The organism is Leucobacter sp. Ag1 (genome assembly GCF_000980875.1).
GTDB lineage: Bacteria > Actinomycetota > Actinomycetes > Actinomycetales > Microbacteriaceae > Leucobacter > Leucobacter iarius.
In genome coordinates, this window is record NZ_LAYO01000059.1 from 1 (window position 1) to 21,184 (window position 21,184).

Here is a 21,184-nt window from a genome sequence, read left to right on the forward strand (position 1 = left end):
GCGACCGGGCGCGCGCCGCGCGTCGAGCTTCGGTTCGGCGCGCCGATCCCGCTCGACGATCTGACCGGGCTGCCCGGCGGGCGCGCGCGCAGGGAGGCGACCGAGCGGATCATGGCCGCGATCCGGGATCTCAGCGGCCAGGAGCCCGCGGACGACTACGCGGCCGGCGGCCGCGGGGCGTAGCCGGGATCGTCCGGACGGTTCAGGCGCTCCGTGCGGCGAGCGCGGCGGCGTAGAGCTCGCGCGCCGACAGTCCGGTCGCCGCGGCGACCTCGCGGGACGCGTCCTTGAGCCGATCGCCCGACGCGACGCGACGCTGCACCTCGGCCAGCGCGTCGGCCGGCGAGGCGACGGTCTCGGGCGCTCCGGCCACGACCACGACGATCTCGCCGCGCACCCCGTCCTCGGCCCAGCTCGCGAGCTCGGCGAGCCCGCCGCGACGCACCTCCTCGTGGAGTTTGGTCAGCTCGCGGCAGACGGCCGCGGGCCGCTCGGGGCCGAAGGCCTCCGCCATGGCTCCGAGGGCGTCCGCGATCCGGCTCGGCGCCTCGAAGAACACGAGGGTGCGCCGCTCGGGCGCGAGTGCGGCGAGGGCGCGGGCGCGCTCCCCCGACTTGCGCGGTAGGAATCCCTCGAACGCGAAACGGTCGGTCGGGAGCCCCGAGACCGCGAGCGCGGTGAGCACGGCGCTCGGCCCGGGCACCGAGGTGACCAGCACCCCGCGCTCGGCGGCGAGCTGCACCACGCGGAAGCCCGGATCCGACACGGTCGGCATGCCCGCGTCGCTCACGAGCACGATGTCCTCGTGCTCGGCCCGCTCGACGAGCGAGGCCGCCCGGTCGCGCTCGTTGTGGTCGTGCAGAGCGATCAGCTCCGGACGGCTCTCGATGCCCAGCAGGCGCAGCAGCTGCCCGGTGTGCCGCGTGTCCTCCGCCGCGATCGCGGAGGCCGAGGCGAGCGTGTCGCGCAGGCGCTGCGACGCGTCCCCGAGGTTGCCGATGGGGGTCCCCGCGATGATGAGCATGCGTCAATCGTAGGCGCGCAGCTCCGCCTGGCAGAATTGCCGCCATGAGCGATTCCCAGCCTCCGACTCCCGACGAGCAGCCCTCGCCCGTTCCCTCGCCGCAGCCCGGTGCGTCCGTTCCGCCCGGTGCGCCCGTTCCGCCGCCCCACCCCTACGCCGCGGCGGCGCAGAGCAGGAGCGGACTGTCGACGGCGGCGCTGGTGCTCGGCTCGCTCGGCCTGCTGCTCGGCCTCGGAGCCATCGTCGTGCTCGCCGCGGTCGGCGGCTTCGCGGCCGCCGCCGTCTCGGGGCTCGCGATCCTCGTCGGTCTCGCCGGCCTCGTGCTCGGCATCGTCGCGCTCGTGCGCAAGCAGCCGAAGGGCTTCTCCCTCTCGGGCATCATCACCGGCGCGCTCGCCATGGTGCTCGGCATCGCGCTCTTCGGCGCCTCCCTCGTCGTGGGCGTCGGGCAGGCGATGATCCAGGGCTCCGGCGGTTCCGAGTCGTCGAGCGGGTCCCAGGGGAACGACGGCTCCGGGGGCGCCTCGCCGAGCGCGGACGCGTCCGGACCCGCAGGGATGCAGAGCGGCGGCGTCGTGTTCGGCAAGGATCTGGTCCCGGCCGAGACCCCGGCGCTCGATTCCGGTGAGACCCCGGTCCCCTCGAAGGTCGCGCGCGACGGCAAGACCGCGGACGTCCTGCTCTACGTCGACTTCCGCTGCCCCGTCTGCCGCATCTTCGAGGAGACGAACGCCGATCTCCTGCAGCAGGTCGTGCAGAGCGGCTCCGCGACCCTCGAGGTGCACCCGCTGACCTTCCTCGACAAGGTGTCGGCCGGCACCCAGTACTCGTCGCGCGCGGCGGGCGCGTTCGCCTGCACGGTGCAGGAGGATCCCAAGGGCGCCTGGCCGCTGTACCGATCGCTGCTGACCGCCGAGGTGCAGCCTCCCGAGAACACGGGCGGCCTCACCGACGAGCAGCTGATCGCGCAGGTCGAGCGCGCGACCGGCGGCGCGAGCGCCGCCCTCAAGTCGTGCATCACCGACCAGCGCTTCGTGCCGTTCGCCCAGGCGATGAACCAGTACACGCTGTCCACGCACGTGCCGAACGCGGTGGATCCGCAGCTGGCGGTGACCGGCACCCCCTTCGCCGTTGTGAACGGCGTGCCGTTCACGGGCGCTCCCAACGATGCCGCCGCGTTCCGGGCGTTCCTGACCGAGCAGGGCGTCGCGCTGCCCGCCCAGTAGGGGTCCCGCCCCGAGCACCCGTCGCGGTCCCGCCGCCCATCGCCCGATGGGCGACGGGACCGCGCTGCTATACTCGGTCGGCTATGCACAAATCGCCTCAGTCCCCGACCCTCGTCTCCCTCGCAGGGCTCGGGTACTTCCCGCTCGCCATGGTGGCGCGCCTCCCCTTCGCCATGATGGTGATCGGCGTGCTGACCCTCGTGGTGGCGGCGCGCGGCTCGGTCGAACTCGGCGGCATCAACTCCGCGATGGTCGGCCTCGGCACGGCCTGCGTCGGCCCGCTCATCGGCGCAGCCGCCGACCGCTTCGGCCAGCGTCCCACCCTGCTCATCGCCGGGGCCGTCAACAGCGTCGCACTGCTGCTCTTCGCCTGGCTCGCGTACAGCGAGCTGCCCGTCTGGGCCATGTTCGTCGGCGCGTTCCTCGTCGGCGCCTCGGCGCCGCAGGCCTCGCCCATGTCGCGCTCCCGCCTCGTCACGCTGGTCGGCGACCTCCCGGTCGCGCGCCGTCCCCGGGTCATGAGCACGACGATGGCCTACGAGTCCGCGGTCGACGAGGCGATCTTCGTCTTCGGCCCCGTGGTCGTCGGGCTCCTCGCCACCTGGTTCGGCGCGGGCGCGCCGGTCATCGGTGCGGCGGTGCTCACGGCGATCTTCATCACCCTGTTCGCGCTGCACCGCACGAGCGCGCCGGCCAAGTCCGCCGAGGAGCGGGCGGCGACCCTCGCACCGGTGTCGGAGCTGTGGCGGCCCCGCCTCCTCATCGTGGTCATCGGCATCGCCACCGTCGGCGTGCTCTTCGGTTCGACGCTCACCGGGCTCACCTCGTTCATGCAGGATCGGGGCGCGGTCGAGCAGGCCGGGATCCTCTACGGCGTCATGGGAGTCGGGTCCGCGATCTTCGCCATCGCCATCGCCATGCTGCCCCCGAGCTTCACGCTGCGCCTGCGCTGGCCGGTGTGCGCGGTCATGATCCTCGCCGGAACGCTGCTGCTGCAGACCGCGCACGACATCCCCCGGCTGCTCGCGAGCCTCGCGCTCATGGGAATCGGCATCGGACCGCTACTCGTCACCATGTACAGCCTCGGCGCACTGCGCAGCCCCGCGGGCCGCTCGGCGACCGTGATGACGATGCTCGGCTCGGGCATCGTCGTCGGCCAGTCCGCGGCCTCCGCGATCACGGGCACCGCCGCGGAGCAGGCGGGCACGTCGGCTGCGCTCGTGGTGCCGCTGGTCGCCGCGGCGCTGGCGCTCGCCTCGGGCATCGCGAACTGGTTCCTCACGCCCGAGTCGGAGCGGCGCTCGGCGCACTGATCCGGGCCCGCCGATCCCGGGCTCACCGGGCCCCCTCGCTCAGGCTCCGGTCGCGGGCGTCTCGCGCATGCGGGGCTTCGGCAGGTGCCAGCCCAGCTTCCGAGAGGCGAGGCGCAGCACGATCGCGCACGCGCCGCCGATCACCGTGGCGAGCGTCTCGCTGCCGCCGAGCGCGACGACCCCGACCGCGATGCCCGCGCCCAGGATCGCGGAGACCGCGTACAGCTCACGCGTGAGCACTCCCGGAACGGTGTTGACCAGCACGTCCCGGATCACCCCGCCGCCGATCGCGGTGATAGTGCCGACGAGGATCGCGGTGAGCGGGGTCTGACCCGAGGCGAACGCGATCGCCGCGCCGTTCGCGGTGAACAGCCCCAGGCCGAAGGCGTCGAACACGACCTCGAAGTAGCGGATCCGGGTGATCCCCGGGTGCACGAAGAACACGGCGAGCGAGCCGGCCACCGCGACCGCCAGGTTGGGCCAATGCGTGAACGACACCGGCGGATGCACACCGAGCAGCATGTCGCGCAGGATCCCGCCGCCGACGCCGGTGAAGCTGCCGACCACGATCACGCCGAGGATGTCGAGGCCCCTGCGGACGCCGACGAGGGCGCCCGAGATGGCGAAGGCCAGGATTCCCGCGAGTTGCAGGATCTCGTACAGCACGGCAGCGGTCACCCGGTCAATCCTAGAGCCGTCTCCGCGCAGCGCGGCTCCGCATGACGCCCGGTGTTCCGCTCCGAGCGGAACACCGCGGTGCGAGTGGGAGAATGGAGGAATGCTGCCTCCTCTCACCGCCGACGGGGTCGCCGAACTCCGCGCGGCCTTCCCGTACTTCGCAGACCTCCCCCGGGTCGACGGCCGACCGGTCGCCTACCTCGACTCCGCCGCGACGTCGCAACGGCCCGCGGCGGTGCTGGACGCGGAACGGGCATTCCTCGAGCACTCGAACGCGGCGGTGCACCGCGGCACGAGCGGGGCCGTCGGCGCGGCGACCGAGGCGTTCGAGGGCGCGCGGGCGACCGTCGCCCGCTTCGTCGGCGCGGCTTCCGCCGAGCAGATCGTCTGGGCCGAGAACGCGACCGACGCGCTCAACATCGTCGCGCTCGGCATCGGCGAGGCGAACGCCGGGCTCGGCCTGCCCGGCTCGGAGCGCTTCGCGCTGTCGCCCGGCGACGAGATCCTGGTCACCGAGGCGGAGCACCACGCGAACCTCATCCCCTGGCAGCGGCTCGCCGCGAAGACGGGCGCGAGCCTGCGCTGGATCCCCGCGCGGGAGGACGGCACCTGGACCCTCGACGACGCGCGGGCCGCGCTGAACCCCCGCACCCGGATCTTCGCGTTCGCCCACGTTTCGAACGTGACCGGCTTCGTGGCACCCGTCGCCGAGCTCGCCGCGCTCGCCCGCGAGGTCGGCGCCGTGACCGTGCTCGATGCCTGCCAGTCGGTGCCCCACATCCCCGTCGACTTCGCCGAGCTCGGCATCGACTTCGCCGCCTTCTCGGGGCACAAGGCGCTCGGTCCCAACGGCATCGGGGTGCTGTACGGCCGGCCCGAGATGCTCGACGCGCTGCCCCCGGCGCGCACGGGCGGCTCGACGATCACCCGGGTCACGATGGAGAGCGCCGACTTCCTGCCCGCCCCGCACCGCTTCGAGGCCGGCACGCAGCCGGTGTCGCAGGCCGTGGGGCTCGGTGCCGCACTCGATTTCGCCGCGGAGGTGGGCATGGCCCGCTCCGCGGCCCGCGAGCACGAGCTCGTCGAGCGGCTCGTCGCCGGCGTGCTCGAGACGCCCGGGATCCGGCTGCTCGGTCCGCAGGGCACCCGGGATCGCGTCGCGCTCGCGTCGGTATCGGTCGAGGGCCTGCACGCGCACGACGTGGGCCAGTTCCTCGACGAGCAGGGCATCCTGGTACGCGTGGGCCACCACTGCGCGCAGCCGCTGCACCGAGCGCTCGGCATCGCGTCGAGCACCCGCGCCAGCGTTCACCTGACCACGACCGAGGACGAGATCGATCGTTTCCTCGACGCGCTCCGCGGCGCCCAGCGGTACTTCGGAGTGGAGGTCTCCCGATGAGCGGACTCGACGGGCTGTACCAGGAGCTGATCCTGGATCATTCGAAGCGGCCGATCGGTCGCGGCGAGCTCGCGGGCGGCGACGGCGACCTCACCGCCTCGCATCACGAGTTCAACCCGAGCTGCGGCGACGAGATCACGCTGCGGATCGCCGTCGACCCCGAGACCGGCACGATCGATTCGCTCGCGTGGGAGGGCCAGGGGTGCTCGATCTCGACCGCTTCGGCGTCCGTGCTGTCGCAGATGGCGCGCGACGAGGGGCTCACGCTCGAGACCGCGCAGCAGCGGATCGACGCGTTCCGCGAGATGATCCAGTCCCGGGGCGAGATCGAGCCCGACGAGGACCTGCTCGGCGACGCGGTCGCGTTCCAGGGCGTCTCGAAGTTCGTGATGCGCGTGAAGTGCGCGATGCTCGCCTGGGTCGCCCTGGAGGCCGACCTGCGCCAGGTCGAGTCGCAGCGCGCCTAGCCGCGCTGATTCTCGCGGGGTCGTGTGCCCGCGCCCCTCGGGCCCAGGCCCGGCCCGGGCCCGGGGCCCGTCGAGTGAACGCTTGTACATGAAAAGCGAGCTCATTTCGTGGACAAGCGTTCACTCGACGGCAAATGCGCGCGTCGGGGGCCGGAGACTCTCCGCCAGAGTTCACCCAATCGCCTTCAACAGCACGCATCTGCGCCGGATAACGCGTGTCCTCCCGGATTCCGCCTGTGGATGGGTCAGCCGATCGGGACACGCGCGTCCAGGATCGAGGGCATGCATACCGATCCCACTCCCGAAGGCCCGCAGATCACCCGCTGCCGCACCACCGCGGACTTCCTCGCCGCCCTGCCCTGGCTGGTCGGCGAGGTGCCGCGCAATTGCCTACTCATCGTCGACTTCGCGCGTTCCCGCGCCGGGGTCGCCGCTCGGATTCCACTCCCCCGCGAACACACGCCGGGCGTCGCGACCGCGCTTGTGGAGTCGGTGCTCTCCTTGCTCGAACGCTCCGGCTCAATCGACCGCGAACCCGCGGTGGTCATCGTGACCGATCAGCGTTTCGGGCTGCGCGGCGAGGCACCATTCCGCACGCTCGCCGATCAGCTCCTGCGTCGGCTTCGACGATCGGGCTGGTTTCCCCGCGAACTCGCCTGCATGGCCGCAGACGGTTGGATCGGGTTCCTCGAGCGTTCCGACGCACGCGCGATGCGTCCGTTGAGTCAGATCGAGGCCTCTCGTGCGGCGCTGGGGCTCGATCCCGCCGAGCTCCCCTCCGACCCCGGCGCCCTCCCCGTGTGTCGGCCCGACCTCGCCGCCGAGGTCACCGCGCGTTGCGCGGAGCTCGGGCTCGGGGCGCCCTGGCCGCCGGCCGCCTCTGAAACCTGGGCCGACGAGACCATCGAGTTGCTCGAAGCAGCCGAGGCTCCCGGGTTCGCGACGACCGCTGAGTGGTGCGCGAGGTTCGCGCAGGCCGTCTCGACGCCGCAGGGATGGTTCGTGTTCGCCATGGTCGCCGTCTCGGACCGGGTGCTCATCGACTCCGTCGTGCACACCTATGGCGCGTCGGCGCTCGCGGCGACCTGCGTCGATCGCACCTCCGCCGCAGGACGGGGCGGCGGCGAAGCAGTGTCGATCTGGAACCTCCTATCCGACATCGTCTCGACGCCTCGAATGCGTACTCGTCTCCGAGCCGTCCTGCCGATCCTGAGCGATGCGACGTCGCAGCTTCCCGCAGAGTGGCGCGCTGGGCCCCTGTCGCTCATCGGATGGTTCTGGTGGCTCTGCGGGATGCCGTCGGTCGCCGAGCGGCGCATTGACGAGGCGTTGGAACTCGATCCCGAGCACGCATTGGTCCGCCTTGCCCAGCGTTTCCTCACGCTCGACCCGGTCGCCGAGTGGGCGGTCCGATCACGACCCTCTCGAATCGCAGCGTGAGCGCCTCATCGTCGCCGGAGCCGAATAACTCTCGACTCCGTGAACGCGCGGTGAATGAGCGCTGGCCGGCCGCACCGCTCGGTCGATCCGGTGCAGACTGGGTTCGTGTTCGAGGTCTTCCGCGTCTTCCTGCTCCTGGGGGTCACCTCGTTCGGCGGACCGAGCGCGCACATCGGCTACTTCCACGAGGCTTTCGTGGTGCGACGACGCTGGATCACCGAGGTGGGTTTCGGCGAACTGCTCGCCCTGTGCCAGTTCCTCCCCGGTCCGGCATCGAGCCAGCTCGGCATGGGAATCGGGCTGCACCGAGCGGGCATGCGCGGTCTCATCGCAGCCTGGATCGGCTTCACGCTGCCCTCCGCCGTGCTCATGGCCGCCTTCGCGGTCGGCGCGCCGGCCATCTCCGCGACGCTCGGCACCGGCTGGCTCCTCGGACTCGGGGCAGCTGCGGTCGCGATCATCGTCCAGGCGGTGGTCGGCATGGCCCGCACCTTCGCAGCCGATGGCTTCGGGTTTCTCCTGGCAGCACTCACCATGCTCTGCACGGTCGCATTCCCGCATCCCCTCACCCCGGTCATCGCGATCGCGGTCGCCGGGGCCGTCGGGGCCTGCCGCACCGAGCGCACCGGTCGACCGAACCGCGGTTCGGAGCGATCGGCATCGGACGATGCTTCGTTCCGGGCTCCCCTCAGAACAGGCACCGCGGTGACCTCGCTCGCCCTGTTCTTCGGATTGCTGTTCGCGCTGCCGGTCTTTGCGTCTCTCAGCGGCAGTGCCGCCCTCGCGGGCATCGACTCGATCTCCCGCGCCGGCGCCCTCGTCTTCGGCGGCGGCCACGCCGTGCTGCCGACGCTCCAGGCCGCGTTCGTGGACGGCGGCGCCGTTTCACCGTCGAGCTTCTTCGCCGGATACGGAGCCGCACAGGCGGTACCGGGACCGCTGTTCACCTTCGCGAGCTACCTCGGGGCGGCGGGCGCGATCCCTCCCGGCGGAGCGATCGGCGCCGCGGTCGCCACGATCGCGATCTTCCTGCCCGGGGCGCTGCTCCTCGTCGGAGTGCTGCCCTTCTGGTCCCGGGTCCGCGGCTTCGCCGCGGTGCACCGCGCGCTCCGCGCCGTCACTGCGGCCGTCGTCGGCCTGCTCGCAGCGGCGCTGGTCGGCGCGATCGCCGCATCCTGGTTCCCGGACGGGGCTCCGCAGGTCCCCTCGATCGCGCTCTCGATGCTCGCGCTGGCGACCATTGCGGCACGTCGCGTTCCGCCCTGGGCGGTCGTGCTCGGTTCAGGGCTGCTCGGTGCGGCCGCAGACGCAGTATCCCGCGGGCTCGCCGGCTGACGATTCGCCCGACGGGCGCGGTCGGGTCACGGCTCCGGGCGCCGAGCCCCCACCGTGGGCGGGCCGAACGCTCAGCGGCGGTGCGCTCCGCTGCTGACCTGGAAGGAACCGAGCAGCTCGTCGACACGCTTGATGTCGTTCTGCCAGGCCTCGATGGCCTCGCGATTCGGGGCGGAGGCCTGCTCCTCGGTACGGATGCGACCCCTGATCTGGTCGATTTCACCCTCGAGTCCCGTGGTCACGATTCGCTGTACGGCCAGCGGCAGGGCAGAGAAAGACGATGTACTCACCGATCCAGGCTAATGCCAAACTCGCCGGACGCCGATTCAACGTGAAGCTGCAACCAACCGCACGAGCCCGAAACCGTACTGGATCAAACGAATCCCGGGGGTTTCTCCGCTCGCGAACACCGCGACACGCGGGCCCCGTTCAGCGCCGTCCGCGCGCTTCCAGCGCGACGAACGGGGCGGCCGGCGCACCGGGAGCCGTGATCGAGACCGCCACCTCCTCGATCATTCGCTGCATCGCCCCGGCCGCGTGCGTCGGTGCCATATCGGCACGCCGCGCCAGGCTGACCGTGCGCGAGAATTCCGCTCCGGCCAGCGGGATCGCGCGCAGCCCCGGGCGCTCGATCGCCACCATCGCGGGCACCACCGCGACGCCCAGGCCCCGCTCGACGAAGCGCAGCGAAGCGTCCATCTCCGCCCCCGAGACCGCGGTGACCGGCTCCAGCTCCGCCGCGCGGAACGCGGCCGTCATCGACGCGTGCAGATCGTAGTTCTCGGGGAACCCCACCTGCGGCAGCGCCGCGACCTCCTCGAGCGTCGCGGTCGCTCCCCGCACCGGCGAGGGCTCCGCGGCGGACGACACCAGCACGAGCCGCTCGCTCAGCACCGCCTCGCGCTCCAGCACCGCGCGCGCCGCCCCCGAACCGACGCTCGTCACGATCAGCGCGAGGTCGAGCGTCCCCTCGAGGAGCGCCTCGATCAGGCTGCGCGAGCCCCGCTCCAGAATCTCGACGTCCACCCCGGGATACCGCTCCCGGAACTCCACCAGCACCTCCACCACCAGGCTCGTGCAGAGCGTGGGCGTCGCCCCCAGCCGGATCCGGCCCCGACGCAGCCCCGCGAGCTCGGCCATCTCTCCGCGCGCCGCCTCCGCATCCGCGAGCATCCGCTTCGCGATCGGCAGCAGCCGCTCCCCCGCGGCCGTCAACGTCACGTTCCCTCGGGCCCGATGGAACAGCTCCACACCGAGATCGGACTCGAGCGTCGCGATCTGACGACTCAGCGAAGGCTGCGCCAGGTGCAGGTGCTCCGCCGCGCGCGTGAAGTGCCCCGTCAGCGCGACCTCAGCGAAACCGCGCAACTGCTCCAGATTCATGGCGATAGCCTACGCGCATCGTCATCATGAAATCTATTCATTGGAGTAATCGCGCGGGCGAACCTAGCGTGAGTTCCATGAACACGACACCCGCCTCCGGCACACGCACCGAGCGCATCCTCGCCACCTCCGTCCTCGTCATCGGCACCGGCGGAGCCGGCCTCCGCGCATCGATCGAACTCGCCGAGCGCGGCGTGCAGGTGCTCGCCGTCGGCAAGCGCCGCGCGCATGACGCGCACACCACGCTCGCAGCGGGCGGCATCAACGCCGCGCTCGGCACCATGGACCCCGAGGACAGCTGGGAGCAGCACGCCGCCGACACGCTCCGCGAGTCGTACTTCCTCGCCGACCCGGCCATCGTCGAGGTCGTCACCCGAAACGCTGCCCGCGGCATCGAGGACCTCGAGCGCTGGGGGATGCCCTTCGCGCGCGAGGCCGACGGCCGCATCAGCCAGCGTTTCTTCGGCGCGCACAAGTACCGCCGCACCGCGTACGCCGGTGACTACACCGGCCTCGAGATCCAGCGCACCCTCATGCGCCGCGCACGGGAACTGAACGTCCCCATCATCGACACCGTCTACATCACCCGGCTGCTCGTCAGCGACGGCCGCATCTTCGGCGCCTACGGCTTCGACATCGTCGACGGCTCCGCCGTCGTCATCCATGCCGACGCCGTGATCCTCGCCGCGGGCGGCCACACCCGCATCTGGCGCAACACCTCCTCCCGGCGCGACGAGAACACCGGCGACTCGTTCCGTCTCGCCGCGCTCGCCGGCGGCAAGATCCGCGATGCCGAACTCGTGCAGTTCCACCCGTCCGGCATCCTCGAGCCCGCGGACGCGGCCGGCCTGCTCGTCTCCGAGGCCGCACGCGGCGAGGGCGGGATCCTGCGCAACGCCCTCGGCGAGCGGTTCATGGAGCGCTACGACCCCGAGCGCATGGAGCTCTCGACGCGCGACCGCGTCGCGCTCGCGAGCTACACCGAGATCACCGAGGGGCGGGGCACCGAGAAGGGCGGCGTCTACCTCGACGTCTCCCACCTCCCCCGCGAGCAGATCCTCTCGAAGCTGCCCCGCGTCTACCGCAACCTCATCGACCTGCAGATGCTCGACATCACCGAGCAGCCGATCGAGATCGCCCCGACCGCGCACTACTCGATGGGCGGCGTCTGGGTGCGCCCCGAGGACCACGGCACGGGCGTCGACGGCCTCTACGCGATCGGCGAGGCGTCGAGCGGCCTCCACGGCGCGAACCGCCTCGGCGGCAACTCCCTCATCGAACTGCTCGTCTACGGCCGCATCACCGGCACCGACGCCGCCGAATACGTCTCGGGCATCACCGACGTGCACCGCGACCCCGCCGCCGTCGCCGAGGCCCGGACCGAGATGCAGCGCCTGCTCGGCCAGGACGCCTCGGGCCGCACCGCTCGAGCCGCCGACGCCGGCGCCGAGAGCCCGCGCCTGCTGCAGCGCGCCGTGCGCGACCTCATGACCGAGCACGCGGGCGTCGTCCGCAGCGAGGCGGGCCTGAACGCCGGCCTCGCGAAGCTGACCGAGCTCGAGGACCGCGCCTCCCGGGTCACGGCACACCCCGACATCGCCGGCTTCGACGACCTCGCCCACGCGTTCGACCTGGCCGGCTCCCTCCTCGCCGCCCGCGCCACCCTCGAGTGCGCGGTCGAGCGACGCGAGACCCGCGGCTGCCACAACCGCTCCGACTTCCCGGAGCAGAGCGAGGCGCTGCGCGGCAACTTCGTCTGGACCCCCGAGGGCGGCCCGGTCTTCGAAGCGCTGCCCGAAGCCCCCGACTCGTTCCGCGAGCTCGCGTACGCCGACGCCGACGACTCGGTGCAGGGCAAGCTCGTCGAGTAGCCGCCTCCGACGAGCCGTGGGCGGTGGGCGATCCTCGATCGCCCACCGCCCACGCTTTGCTCCTAGACTCGGGCCATGGACGCTGACGTCATCATCATCGGGGCCGGGCTCTCCGGCCTGGTCGCGGCGCGGGAGACCGCGCGGGCGGGACTGCGCACGCTCATCCTCGACCAGGAGGGGGCGCAGGACCTCGGCGGACAGGCCTGGTGGTCCTTCGGCGGGCTCTTCCTCGTCGACTCCCCCGAGCAGCGCCGCCTCGGCGTGCGCGACTCCTTCGACCTCGCCTGGCAGGACTGGCAGGGCAGCGCGCAGTGGGACCGTCTCGCACCCGGCGATGACGGCTCCGCGCCCGAGGACGGCTGGGCGGCGAAGTGGGGACGGGCCTACGTCGAGTTCGCGGCGAGCGAGAAGCGCGATTGGATCCGCGAGGCGGGGATCGACCTCACCCCCATGGTCGGCTGGGCCGAGCGCGGCGACCTCCGCGCGGGCGGGCACGGCAATTCGGTACCCCGGTTCCATGTCTCCTGGGGCACCGGCACCGGCGTCGTGAACCCCTTCGTCGCGTCCGCGCTCGAAGCCGTGGAGCACGGGACGACCGAGATCCGCCACCGGCACCGGGTCGACCGGCTCCTCGTCGAGGACGGCACGGTCGTGGGCGTCGCCGGGACGATCCTCGCGCCGCACACGGGGGCCCGCGGCACCGAGTCCAATCGCGACCGCGTCGGAGACTTCGAGCTGCGCGCCGGGGCCGTCGTCGTGGCGAGCGGCGGTATCGGCGGCGACCACGACCTCGTGCGCCGGTACTGGCCCGAACGACTCGGCACCCCGCCGCGGGAGATGGTGACCGGAGTGCCCGCGTACGTCGACGGGCGCATGCTCGGCATCGCCGAGGAGGCCGGCGCCCGGCTCGTGAACCGCGACCGCATGTGGCACTACACGGAGGGCGTGCGCAACTGGGCCCCGGTCTGGCCCGGGCACGCGATCCGGATCCTGCCCGGCCCGTCGCCCCTCTGGCTCGACGCGCTCGGGCGGCGGCTGCCTCCCCCGGCGCTCCCCGGCCACGACACGCTCGGCACTCTGCGGATGCTCCGCACGGACCCGGCGATCGCCCCGCACGATCATTCCTGGTTCATCGTGACGAGTCGCATGGCCGCGAAGGAGTTCGCGCTGTCGGGCTCGGAGCAGAACCCCGATGTGACGAACCGCGACCGCAAGCTGCTGATCAAGACCCGGGTCGGGCGCGGCGCCCCGGGCCCCGTGCAGGCGTTCCTCGACCGCGGCCCCGACTTCGTCGTCGCCGAGACCCTGCCCGAACTGGTCGGACTGATGAACGGCCTCACCGACGAACCGCTGCTCGATCCCGACGCCGTCGCGCGCGTGGTGCGGGAACGCGACGCCGAGATCGAGAACCGGTTCTCGAAGGACGCCCAGGTGATGAGCATCCGGAACTCGCGCAGCTACCTCGGCGACCGGCTGACCCGCACGACGGCGCCGCACCGGATCCTCGATCCCGCGGCCGGGCCGCTCGTCGGCGTGAAGCTGCACGTGCTCACCCGCAAGTCGCTCGGCGGGATCCAGACCGATCTCGGTTCGCGCGCGATCGGCGCGGACGGCTCCGTCGTGCCGGGCCTGTACGCCGTCGGCGAGGCCGCCGGCTTCGGCGGAGGCGGCGTGCACGGGTTCAACGCGCTCGAGGGAACATTTCTGGGCGGCTGCCTGTTCTCGGGAAGAGCGGCGGGTCGCGACATCGCGGCCCGGGCGTGACCGGTCCCCGCGGGATCGATCCCCGATTGACCGGGTCGAACGCAACGGACGACGGCGCGGCAGCGCGCAGGAACAGAACGGAGCACCGCATGAGCGACCAGGATCCCGAACCCCTGGAGCGGGTTTGCACGGCCGGGCCCGCGCCCGCGGGCATCGAGGTGCTCGAGCCGCGAGCGGTCCCGCTCGGCGGCGTCCGCGCGATGACCGTGCGCCGCACGCTGCCCCAGCGGCAGCGCTCACTGATCGGCGCCTGGTGCTTCCTCGACCACTACGGCCCCGACGCGGTCGATGCGACGGGCGGCATGAACGTGCCCGCGCATCCGCACACCGGTCTGCAGACCGCGAGCTGGCTGTTCACGGGCGAGATCGAGCACCGCGACAGTTCGGGCGCCCACGCGATGGTGCGTCCCGGCGAGCTGAATCTCATGACCGCGGGCAGCGGCATCAGCCACTCCGAACGCTCGACCCCGGACACCTCGGTGCTGCACGGGGCGCAGCTCTGGATCGCGCTCCCCGAGGCCGCCCGGCACGGCGATCGACGGTTCGACCACTACGCCCCTCCCGTGCGCACGGGCGAGGGGTGGCGGGCGAGCGTGTTCCTCGGATCACTACTCGGCGAGACGTCCCCCGTCCCCACGCACACGCCGCTGATCGGTGCGGAGATCACTCTCGACGCGGGTGCTTCGATCGAGCTGCCGGTCGATCCCGCGCACGAGCACGGCGTGCTCGTGGATCAGGGCTCCGTGCGCTTCGCGCGCGGCGCCGCGGACGGCGGCACGGACGGAGCGGCCGCGGACCCCGCAGCGGATCCGGAGCACCCGCTCGAAGCGCACGAGCTCGGGTTCTCCCCCGTCGGCGCGGCCGTCCTGCGCGTGCGCGCGGGCGACTCTGGCGCGCGGATCCTGGTGATCGGCGGCGAGCCGTTCCCCGAGCGGATCGTCATGTGGTGGAACTTCGTGGGACGCACCCACGAGGAGGTGGAGCGGGCGCGCGCCGACTGGCAGCGCACGATCGAGGGCGCTGCGCCGGACGACCCGTTCGGGCTGCCCGACGGAGAGCCGGAGCCGCCGCTCCCCGCTCCGGTGCTGCCGCTCACCCGTCTGGTTCCACGGGCTCAGCCGGGTGCGCCCGCCGGCAGCCTCGTCTCGAGGGGAGCCGCAATGGTCCAGGATCCGAACACCGCGCCCGAACCGCAGCACGCAGACGCCAAGGCGTCCGCCGCCGAGGTCCGCGTCGTGCACCAGCCCGAGCAGCGCCGCTACGCGATCACGGTCGGCGGAGAGCTCGCCGGCTTCACCGAATACTTGCCCCGGGACGCCGGGCAGCGGCTGCTCTTCGTGCACACCGAGACGTTCCCGCAGTTCGCGGGGCAGGGTCTCGCCTCGCGTCTCGTCTCGGAGGCGCTCGCCGAGGTTCGTGCCGCGGGCAAGCGGATCGTGCCGCTGTGCCCCTACGTCGCCGCTTGGCTGCGCAAGCACCCGGAGTACGACGACTCGGTGGACTGGCCCGCCGAGTAGGGGCGGCCGGCGGTCGCCGAGCGCTCAGCCGGAACGGACCCCGCTATTCGGCCGCGCCGAGCGCTTCCGCGATCGGCGTCTGCCCGGTGTTGAAGCGGATCGTCCTGCGCACCGTGGAGGAGTCGGCGAGGGTCGCCGCGATCACGGCGGCGACGTCGGCGCGGGAGACGTCGCCGGACTCGGTGGCGCGGGCATCGATGCGCCCGGTCGCTTCGCCGAGCGTGAGCGCGCTGGGGCCGAGGACCGTCCAGTCGAGAGCCGACGCGCGCAGGTGCTCGTCGGCCGCGGCTTTGGCCTCCGCGTAGTGGAAGAAGGAGTTCTCGGGTGGGACGCCGTGCTCGGGCGAGGACCGGAAGTACGACACCATGACGTAGCGGGGAACGCCCGCGAGCTGCGCCGCCTCCATCGAACGGATCGCCGCGTCACGATCGACAGCCAGCGTGCGCCGGGGATCGCCCCCGCCCGCACCGGCCGACCACACGACGGCGTCGTGGCCCACGAGGATCTCGGCGATGCCGTGCGCATCGAGCTGTTCCACGTCGGCGACGTGCGGGATCGCCCCCGTCGCCGCGACCTCCGCGGCGTGCTGCGGGTTGCGGATCACCGCGGTGACCGTATCGCCGCGCGCGGTCAGCAGGGGCGCCGCGAGCAGCGCGATCTTGCCGTGTCCTCCGAAAATCACGATGCGTGCCATGCCCTCACCCTACGCTCGCCGCGCGGGACTGGGAACCGGAATGCACACGCTCACGGCGAACCCGCCGAGAGCGGTCAGCCCGTGACCGGCCGCACGTCGTAGACGAGCCGGGCGAACTGGCCGACCGCGTGCGCCGTGCGCAGGTGCAGCCGGTCGGCGTCGAGGCGCCGCGGCAGCAGCGGTGCGCCGCCGTCGAGCGCGACCGGCGCGACCGAGAGCGCGATCTCGTCGAGTGCGCCGGCGTCGAGGAACTGACCGGCCAACTCGCCGCCGCCCACCACCCAGATGTCGCCCTCGCCCGCGGCCGCACGGATCTGGGGCAGCGCCGCCGAGACGTCGCCCGAGAGGAAGCGCACATCGGCGCCCGCGGGCACCGGGAGCTCGCGCGAGGTGAACACGAAGGTGACCTTGTCGCCGTAGAGCTCCGCCCAGCGTTCGGGCTGTTCGAGCAGCCGTTCGTGCTCGAGCACCCACTCGTAGGTGGTCGATCCCTCGACGAGCACCCGGGCGCCGGCGGGCCAGAGCCCGTCGGCGGGCGCGTCGCCGTTCTCGACCGCGAAGAGCCAGTCGAGCGAGTCGTCGCGGTCCGCGATCCAGCCGTTGAGTGCGGTCGCCGTGTCGAAGATGATTCGTCCCATGAGCGCAGGGTATGCGGGGCCACCGACATTCACCCGGTCGAGGCGGCGCGTCACCGGCGCCGCGGACGCCACTCCGTGACGCGAACCCCGCGCCGTACCGCGGTTCCGCCGACGAGCCCCGCGTTCCGCAGGCGTTCGACGAGCGGCCCGGGCAGCTCGTCGATGAACGGTTCGACGCTGTTGTGCCGATAGAGCTGACCGATCGTCCAGCGCCGAGTCCCCGCGGCGGTCGCGATACGGATCCGCGTCGGTGCGCCGTCATGGACGATGAGCAGCCGGTGCAGCTCCCGGTACGGGATCGCGGTCGTGCCGCCGCTCGCGCCGCCGGACCTGCCATCGTCCTCGGTCCCGACGCGCACGGCATCGGGACCGAGGACGAGCTCGAGGACGCGCCTCCGGGTCCGCAGCGTCGCCAGGTGGATCAGGATGCCGATCGACGCTCCGACGAACACGGCGGTTCCGAACGCCACCGCCCAGTCCCCGCCGGAGAGGCCGATCACGAGCGCGAGCAGCAGCGTCGCGAGGATCACGCCGCCCCAGATCGCGAGACGGCGCGGAGCGAGGAGCGCCCCGAGGTCCACCGCGCTGATCCGCAGCACGAAATCGTCTCCGCGGTCCGTCCAGGGCGCGGGCAGCTCGGGCGGGGTCGGCGTCACGCCGACCCATCGTAGTTCACGCGGCCTCGCCGCCGAGCGCAGAGGCGGGCAGACCGAAGACGCGGTCGAACACCCAGGCGTAGACGACCGTGAACACGAGGAAGAAGACCAGCATGCTGGCCTCGATCACGACGGCCTCGAGCAGGGTCACGCCCAGAACGATCGTCACGATGGGCACCGTGAACAGCAGCGCACCGCCCTCGTAGCCGATCGCGTGGATCGCGCGGGCGGTCGCTCCGCGTCCTTCGGACCCGATGCGGCGCTCGAGGTTCTCGAAGATCGTGTTCCAGATGTAGTTCCACACGGTCGCCGTGGTCGACAACAGGATCGCGGTGAACGTGGACTGCCCGCCGCCGTGGCCGAGCAGACTGTTCAGCACGAGCACCGTGCAGAGCACGCTGAGCCCCTCGTAGCCCGCGACGTAGACGAAGCGGCGCAGCCGAGGACGTCGCTGGAAGAAGCGCAGCTGGCGGGTGGGACGGGTCGACGCCGGGGCGTCGGAGATGTGGCCGGTCGCGGTCACGGGTATCACTCCAAATGATTGCCGGCCCGCTGAGAAGTCACTTCGGACCCGCCTCGTTGCACGCGGTTACGCCAGCCATTTGAGCATATCGCAACCGATCCGGTTGTCAAACGAGAGATTCGCAACCCATATCGAAGATCATGCGCCGAGCGCCGCACCCCGGACGCACCGAGGGGCAGCGGATCCGCGATCCGCTGCCCCTCGGTGCGTCCGGAGCCGCACTCAGGCGCTCTGCACCCGGATGGTCCCGGTCTCGGTCCTGCCCGCGGCGTCCGCCTGCTCCTGCAGCGCGGAGGTGCGCCGCAGCGGCGGGGCCTTGAAGAACCAGCTGAGCACGAAGGCCAGCAGCAGCACTCCGAAGCCGATCCAGTAGATCACGACGATGGCCTCGGTGAAGCCCACCATGAAGGGCTTGCTCAGCCGCGAGTCGGCGCCGTTGAGGAACGAGGTATCGCTCGTCGAGGCGCTGGACCCGTTCGACCCGCCCGAGGCCTTCTTGTCGATCTCCTTCGAGAGGGTCTTCGAGAGCTGCCCGCTCCAGTAGTCGCGCTGCGAGGAGTTGCTCCAGTCGACCGACACCTTGCCGTCGACCACGCTGGCGTGCGCCTTGTCGGCGACCGCCTGCAGCGCCTGCTCCTCGGCGGCCGGGGTGGCCGCTGCGACCTGCTGATCGATGACCGTCTGTGCGGCCTCCGCGGGGATCGCTCCGGCGGAGACGCCCTGCTGCACCTTCTCGGTGACCGCCTTCGTCACGGCCTCGCCCGCGGCGGCCTTCGCCTTCGCGGAGCCGTCATCGAGCTGCGCCTGCACGTTCTTCTTGATCGGGTCGACGATCGGGTTCCACATCTGGTCCATGATCGCCCGGTTCGCCGGGGTGCTCGCCACCGTGGGGTTCAGGGCGGCATTGAGTCCGGCGTCGAGCGTGTGCCGATCGGCGGTCGCGTGCTGGATGTTGGTCGGCAGCAGCGTGAACAGCACCGACAGCATGATCGCGGTGCCGAGCGTGCCGCCGATCTGACGGAAGAAGGTCGCGGCGCTGGTCGCGACGCCCATGTCGGGCGCCTCCACCGCGTTCTGGCTCGCCATGGTCAGCGACTGCATGAGCTGGCCGAGGCCGAGGCCGACCACGAACATGCCCGCCATGAGGTACCAGACCGGAGTCGTGTCGGTGACGAACGCGAGCACCAGGAAGCCGGCCGCGGTGACGATCGTGCCGGTGCGCGGGAAGAAGCCATACTTCCCCGTGCGCGCCGTGATCTGGCCGGCGGCCATCGAGGAGATCATGAGGCCCAGCACCATCGGCAGCATCGCGAGACCCGACTCGGTCGGGTTCAGCCCGATGACGATCTGCATGTAGAGCGGGATCGTCATCATGGCGCCGAACATGCCGAAGCCGACGAGCACGCCGATGACGGTCGCCATCGAGAACGGGTTCGAGCGGAACAGGCGCATCGGGATGATCGCGTCGTTCTTCATCGCGATCTCGATGAGGACGAAGGCGATCGCGCCGACGCCGCCGATCACGTAGCATGCGATCGCACCCGCGGATGCCCAGCCCCACTCGCGCCCCTGCTCGGCGACGAGCAGCAGCGGCACGAGCGCGACGATGACCGCGGTCGCACCCCACCAGTCGATCCGTGGATTCTCGTGCTTCGCGACCTTGGGCAGGTGCAGGAAGGCGATGACCATCGCGAGCGCGATGATGCCGATCGGCAGGTTGATGAGGAACACCCAGCGCCAACCGGCGATCCAGAGGATCTGGTCGGCACCCGCGAAGAGGCCGCCGACCAGCGGGCCGATGAGCGAGGAGACGCCGAACACGGCGAAGAAGTAGCCCTGGTACTTGGCCCGCTCGCGCGGAGCCAGGATGTCGGCCATGATCGCGAGCGGCAGCGACATGAGCGCGCCCGCCCCGATGCCCTGGAAGGCGCGGAACCCGGCGAGCATGATCATCGAAGTGGAGAACGTCGACAGCACCGAGCCGAGGATGAACACCGAGATGCCGAAGATGAAGAGCGGTCGGCGTCCGAAGATGTCGGAGAGCTTGCCGTAGATCGGCACGGAGATGGTCGAGGTGATCAGGTAGGCCGTGGTCACCCAGGCCTGCTGATCGAGCCCGTGCAGGTCGTCGCCGATGGTGCGGATGGCCGTACCGACGATGGTCTGGTCGAGCGACGACAGGAACATGCCGGCCATGAGGCCGTAGATGACGAACAGGATCTGCCGGTGCGACATGATCGGCTTCGGCGCATCGGCCGCGCCGGCCAGAGCGGCCGGTGCCTGCGCTGAGGTTTCTGACATTGCCAGTCCTTCTGATGGGGGTGCGGAAACGGTCGGCGCCCGGCACCGCTGGCGCGGGACGGGCGCCGACACTGGCGTGCAATTGCTTGCGAGCGATCAATAGTGACACCGTGGTAAATGGTTGTCAAGTGTCAATCAATCGCGTGTCGAGCTTCCCAGCGGTTCGTGAGGATCGGGCGGCCTGGCGGGATAGCGTTGGGGTACTGCCGAGACTCGAGGAGCCCCGTTGTTCACCGCACCAGCCCGCCTGTTCCGCTCGCTCGCGATCGCCGAGGCGATCACCTGGACCCTGCTGATCGGGGCGCTGATCGCCCGGGCCTCGGGCGTCGACCCGGTGGTGGTGACGATCGCCGGCGGCATCCACGGCTTCATCTTCCTGTCTTACGGCGCGATGGCGATCCTCGTCGCAATCCATCAGCGATGGAACCCGGGCGTCGCGATCCTCGCGATCGCGAGCGCGGTGATCCCGTACGCGACGATCCCCGCGGAGATCTGGCTGCACCGTTCGGGCCGCCTCGCCGGTTCCTGGCGCCTGGAGCAGACCGACGACCCTCGGGACGCTCGCTGGTACGACCGCCTCATGCGCTGGTTCCTGCACCGCCCGTGGGTGCTCGCGGCGCTGATCCTGCTCGCGATCGTCGCCCTCTACGCGATCCTCCTCACCGCCGGCCCGCCCGGCGGATCGCACTGAGGCCGACGCGCACCGCGTTCGCGCGGCACGAAGCCGCGGTGCAGCGCGACGATCCCGCCGGTCAGATTGCGGTAGGCCACCCGCTCGAAGCCCACCTCGCGCAGCATGGCGGCCAGGCGGTCCTGTGCGGGCCACGCCTCGATGGACTCGTTCAGGTAGCGGTAGGCCTCGGCCGCCGACTTGTTGATGAGCCCCGCGATGCGCGGCAGCACCGCACGGGAGTAGGCCGTGTAGGGGCCGCGCATGAGGGACGAGGTCGGCCGC

20 protein-coding genes and 1 pseudogene are annotated in these 21,184 nt (G+C 71.6%); 11 read left to right on the plus strand and 10 right to left on the minus strand.

Annotated features, from left to right (window positions below):
• Positions 1-183 (plus strand): annotated as a pseudogene (locus XM48_RS18175) (1-acyl-sn-glycerol-3-phosphate acyltransferase); the annotation flags it as partial.
• A 19-nt stretch (positions 184-202) separates the two neighbouring features.
• Here the strand turns inward: XM48_RS18175 and rsmI are convergent.
• The gene (gene rsmI, locus XM48_RS01710; protein WP_046454051.1) at positions 203-1,024 is read right to left on the minus strand and encodes a 16S rRNA (cytidine(1402)-2'-O)-methyltransferase; all 822 of its coding nucleotides are present in this window, start codon (positions 1,022-1,024) and stop codon (positions 203-205) included.
• A 44-nt stretch (positions 1,025-1,068) separates the two neighbouring features.
• Between rsmI and XM48_RS16780 the strand changes: the two genes are divergently transcribed.
• Both XM48_RS16780 and XM48_RS01720 read left to right on the plus strand, forming a co-directional pair.
• The gene (locus XM48_RS16780) at positions 1,069-2,250 is read left to right on the plus strand and encodes a thioredoxin domain-containing protein (protein WP_052961224.1); all 1,182 of its coding nucleotides are present in this window, start codon (positions 1,069-1,071) and stop codon (positions 2,248-2,250) included.
• 83 nt (positions 2,251-2,333) lie between these two features.
• A complete protein-coding gene (locus XM48_RS01720) occupies positions 2,334-3,563 on the plus strand; it encodes an MFS transporter (RefSeq protein ID WP_046454052.1) in 1,230 nt (409 codons plus the stop codon).
• Between the two features lie 39 nt (positions 3,564-3,602).
• Here the strand turns inward: XM48_RS01720 and XM48_RS01725 are convergent, their stop codons facing one another.
• The gene (locus tag XM48_RS01725; protein ID WP_197074120.1) at positions 3,603-4,241 is read right to left on the minus strand and encodes a trimeric intracellular cation channel family protein; all 639 of its coding nucleotides are present in this window, start codon (positions 4,239-4,241) and stop codon (positions 3,603-3,605) included.
• Positions 4,242-4,341: 100 nt separating this feature from the next.
• Between XM48_RS01725 and XM48_RS01730 the strand changes: the two genes are divergently transcribed.
• The 4 genes from XM48_RS01730 to chrA all read left to right on the plus strand — a co-directional run bounded on the left by XM48_RS01730 (position 4,342) and on the right by chrA (position 8,882).
• Positions 4,342-5,640 (plus strand): aminotransferase class V-fold PLP-dependent enzyme, encoded by a 1,299-nt coding sequence (locus XM48_RS01730; protein ID WP_046454053.1) that lies wholly within the window; start codon positions 4,342-4,344, stop codon positions 5,638-5,640.
• Entirely contained in the window at positions 5,637-6,107 is a 471-nt protein-coding gene (sufU, locus tag XM48_RS01735; RefSeq protein WP_046454054.1) for a Fe-S cluster assembly sulfur transfer protein SufU, read from the plus strand. The genes XM48_RS01730 and sufU overlap by 4 nt, the downstream gene beginning before the upstream one ends.
• A 282-nt stretch (positions 6,108-6,389) precedes the next feature.
• Positions 6,390-7,547 carry a DUF4192 family protein gene (locus tag XM48_RS01740; protein WP_046454055.1) on the plus strand — a complete coding sequence of 386 codons (1,158 nt, stop codon included), beginning with the start codon at positions 6,390-6,392 and terminating at the stop codon, positions 7,545-7,547.
• A gap of 105 nt (positions 7,548-7,652) precedes the next feature.
• Positions 7,653-8,882: a chromate efflux transporter gene (gene chrA, locus XM48_RS01745; protein ID WP_231580764.1), complete on the plus strand. Its 1,230-nt coding sequence runs from the start codon at positions 7,653-7,655 to the stop codon at positions 8,880-8,882.
• Between the two features lie 71 nt (positions 8,883-8,953).
• On the opposite strand, the gene XM48_RS17725 is transcribed toward chrA, so the two are convergent.
• Positions 8,954-9,124: a hypothetical protein gene (locus XM48_RS17725; protein WP_156174898.1), complete on the minus strand. Its 171-nt coding sequence runs from the start codon at positions 9,122-9,124 to the stop codon at positions 8,954-8,956.
• 187 nt (positions 9,125-9,311) lie between these two features.
• Complete coding sequence (locus XM48_RS01750) at positions 9,312-10,265, minus strand: LysR family transcriptional regulator (protein ID WP_046454057.1); 954 nt, start codon at positions 10,263-10,265, stop codon at positions 9,312-9,314.
• Positions 10,266-10,342: 77 nt separating this feature from the next.
• Between XM48_RS01750 and XM48_RS01755 the strand changes: the two genes are divergently transcribed.
• The 3 genes from XM48_RS01755 to XM48_RS01765 all read left to right on the plus strand — a co-directional run bounded on the left by XM48_RS01755 (position 10,343) and on the right by XM48_RS01765 (position 15,417).
• The gene (locus XM48_RS01755) at positions 10,343-12,136 is read left to right on the plus strand and encodes an FAD-binding protein (RefSeq protein ID WP_046454058.1); all 1,794 of its coding nucleotides are present in this window, start codon (positions 10,343-10,345) and stop codon (positions 12,134-12,136) included.
• Positions 12,137-12,211: 75 nt separating this feature from the next.
• On the plus strand, positions 12,212-13,900 hold the full coding sequence (locus tag XM48_RS01760; RefSeq protein WP_046454059.1) for an FAD-binding dehydrogenase: 1,689 nt from the start codon (positions 12,212-12,214) through the stop codon (positions 13,898-13,900).
• Positions 13,901-13,989: 89 nt separating this feature from the next.
• Positions 13,990-15,417, plus strand: a complete 1,428-nt coding sequence (locus XM48_RS01765) for a bifunctional pirin family protein/GNAT family N-acetyltransferase (RefSeq protein ID WP_046454060.1) — start codon at positions 13,990-13,992, stop codon at positions 15,415-15,417.
• Between the two features lie 43 nt (positions 15,418-15,460).
• On the opposite strand, the gene XM48_RS01770 is transcribed toward XM48_RS01765, so the two are convergent.
• The 5 genes from XM48_RS01770 to XM48_RS01790 form a co-directional block, all read right to left on the minus strand.
• Entirely contained in the window at positions 15,461-16,111 is a 651-nt protein-coding gene (locus XM48_RS01770) for an SDR family oxidoreductase (RefSeq protein ID WP_046454061.1), read from the minus strand.
• 74 nt (positions 16,112-16,185) lie between these two features.
• The gene (locus XM48_RS01775; RefSeq protein ID WP_046454066.1) at positions 16,186-16,749 is read right to left on the minus strand and encodes a dihydrofolate reductase family protein; all 564 of its coding nucleotides are present in this window, start codon (positions 16,747-16,749) and stop codon (positions 16,186-16,188) included.
• A gap of 50 nt (positions 16,750-16,799) precedes the next feature.
• A complete protein-coding gene (locus XM48_RS01780; protein ID WP_046454062.1) occupies positions 16,800-17,405 on the minus strand; it encodes a hypothetical protein in 606 nt (201 codons plus the stop codon).
• Between the two features lie 16 nt (positions 17,406-17,421).
• Positions 17,422-17,928: a PACE efflux transporter gene (locus XM48_RS01785; RefSeq protein WP_197074121.1), complete on the minus strand. Its 507-nt coding sequence runs from the start codon at positions 17,926-17,928 to the stop codon at positions 17,422-17,424.
• A gap of 222 nt (positions 17,929-18,150) precedes the next feature.
• Positions 18,151-20,229 (minus strand): MDR family MFS transporter, encoded by a 2,079-nt coding sequence (locus XM48_RS01790; protein ID WP_231580765.1) that lies wholly within the window; start codon positions 20,227-20,229, stop codon positions 18,151-18,153.
• Positions 20,230-20,455: 226 nt separating this feature from the next.
• Between XM48_RS01790 and XM48_RS01795 the strand changes: the two genes are divergently transcribed.
• Entirely contained in the window at positions 20,456-20,920 is a 465-nt protein-coding gene (locus XM48_RS01795; RefSeq protein WP_046454063.1) for a DUF3817 domain-containing protein, read from the plus strand.
• Here the strand turns inward: XM48_RS01795 and XM48_RS01800 are convergent.
• The coding region (locus XM48_RS01800) for a class I SAM-dependent methyltransferase (protein WP_046454069.1) at positions 20,875-21,184 on the minus strand (310 nt) is incomplete at its 5' end. The genes XM48_RS01795 and XM48_RS01800 overlap by 46 nt on opposite strands.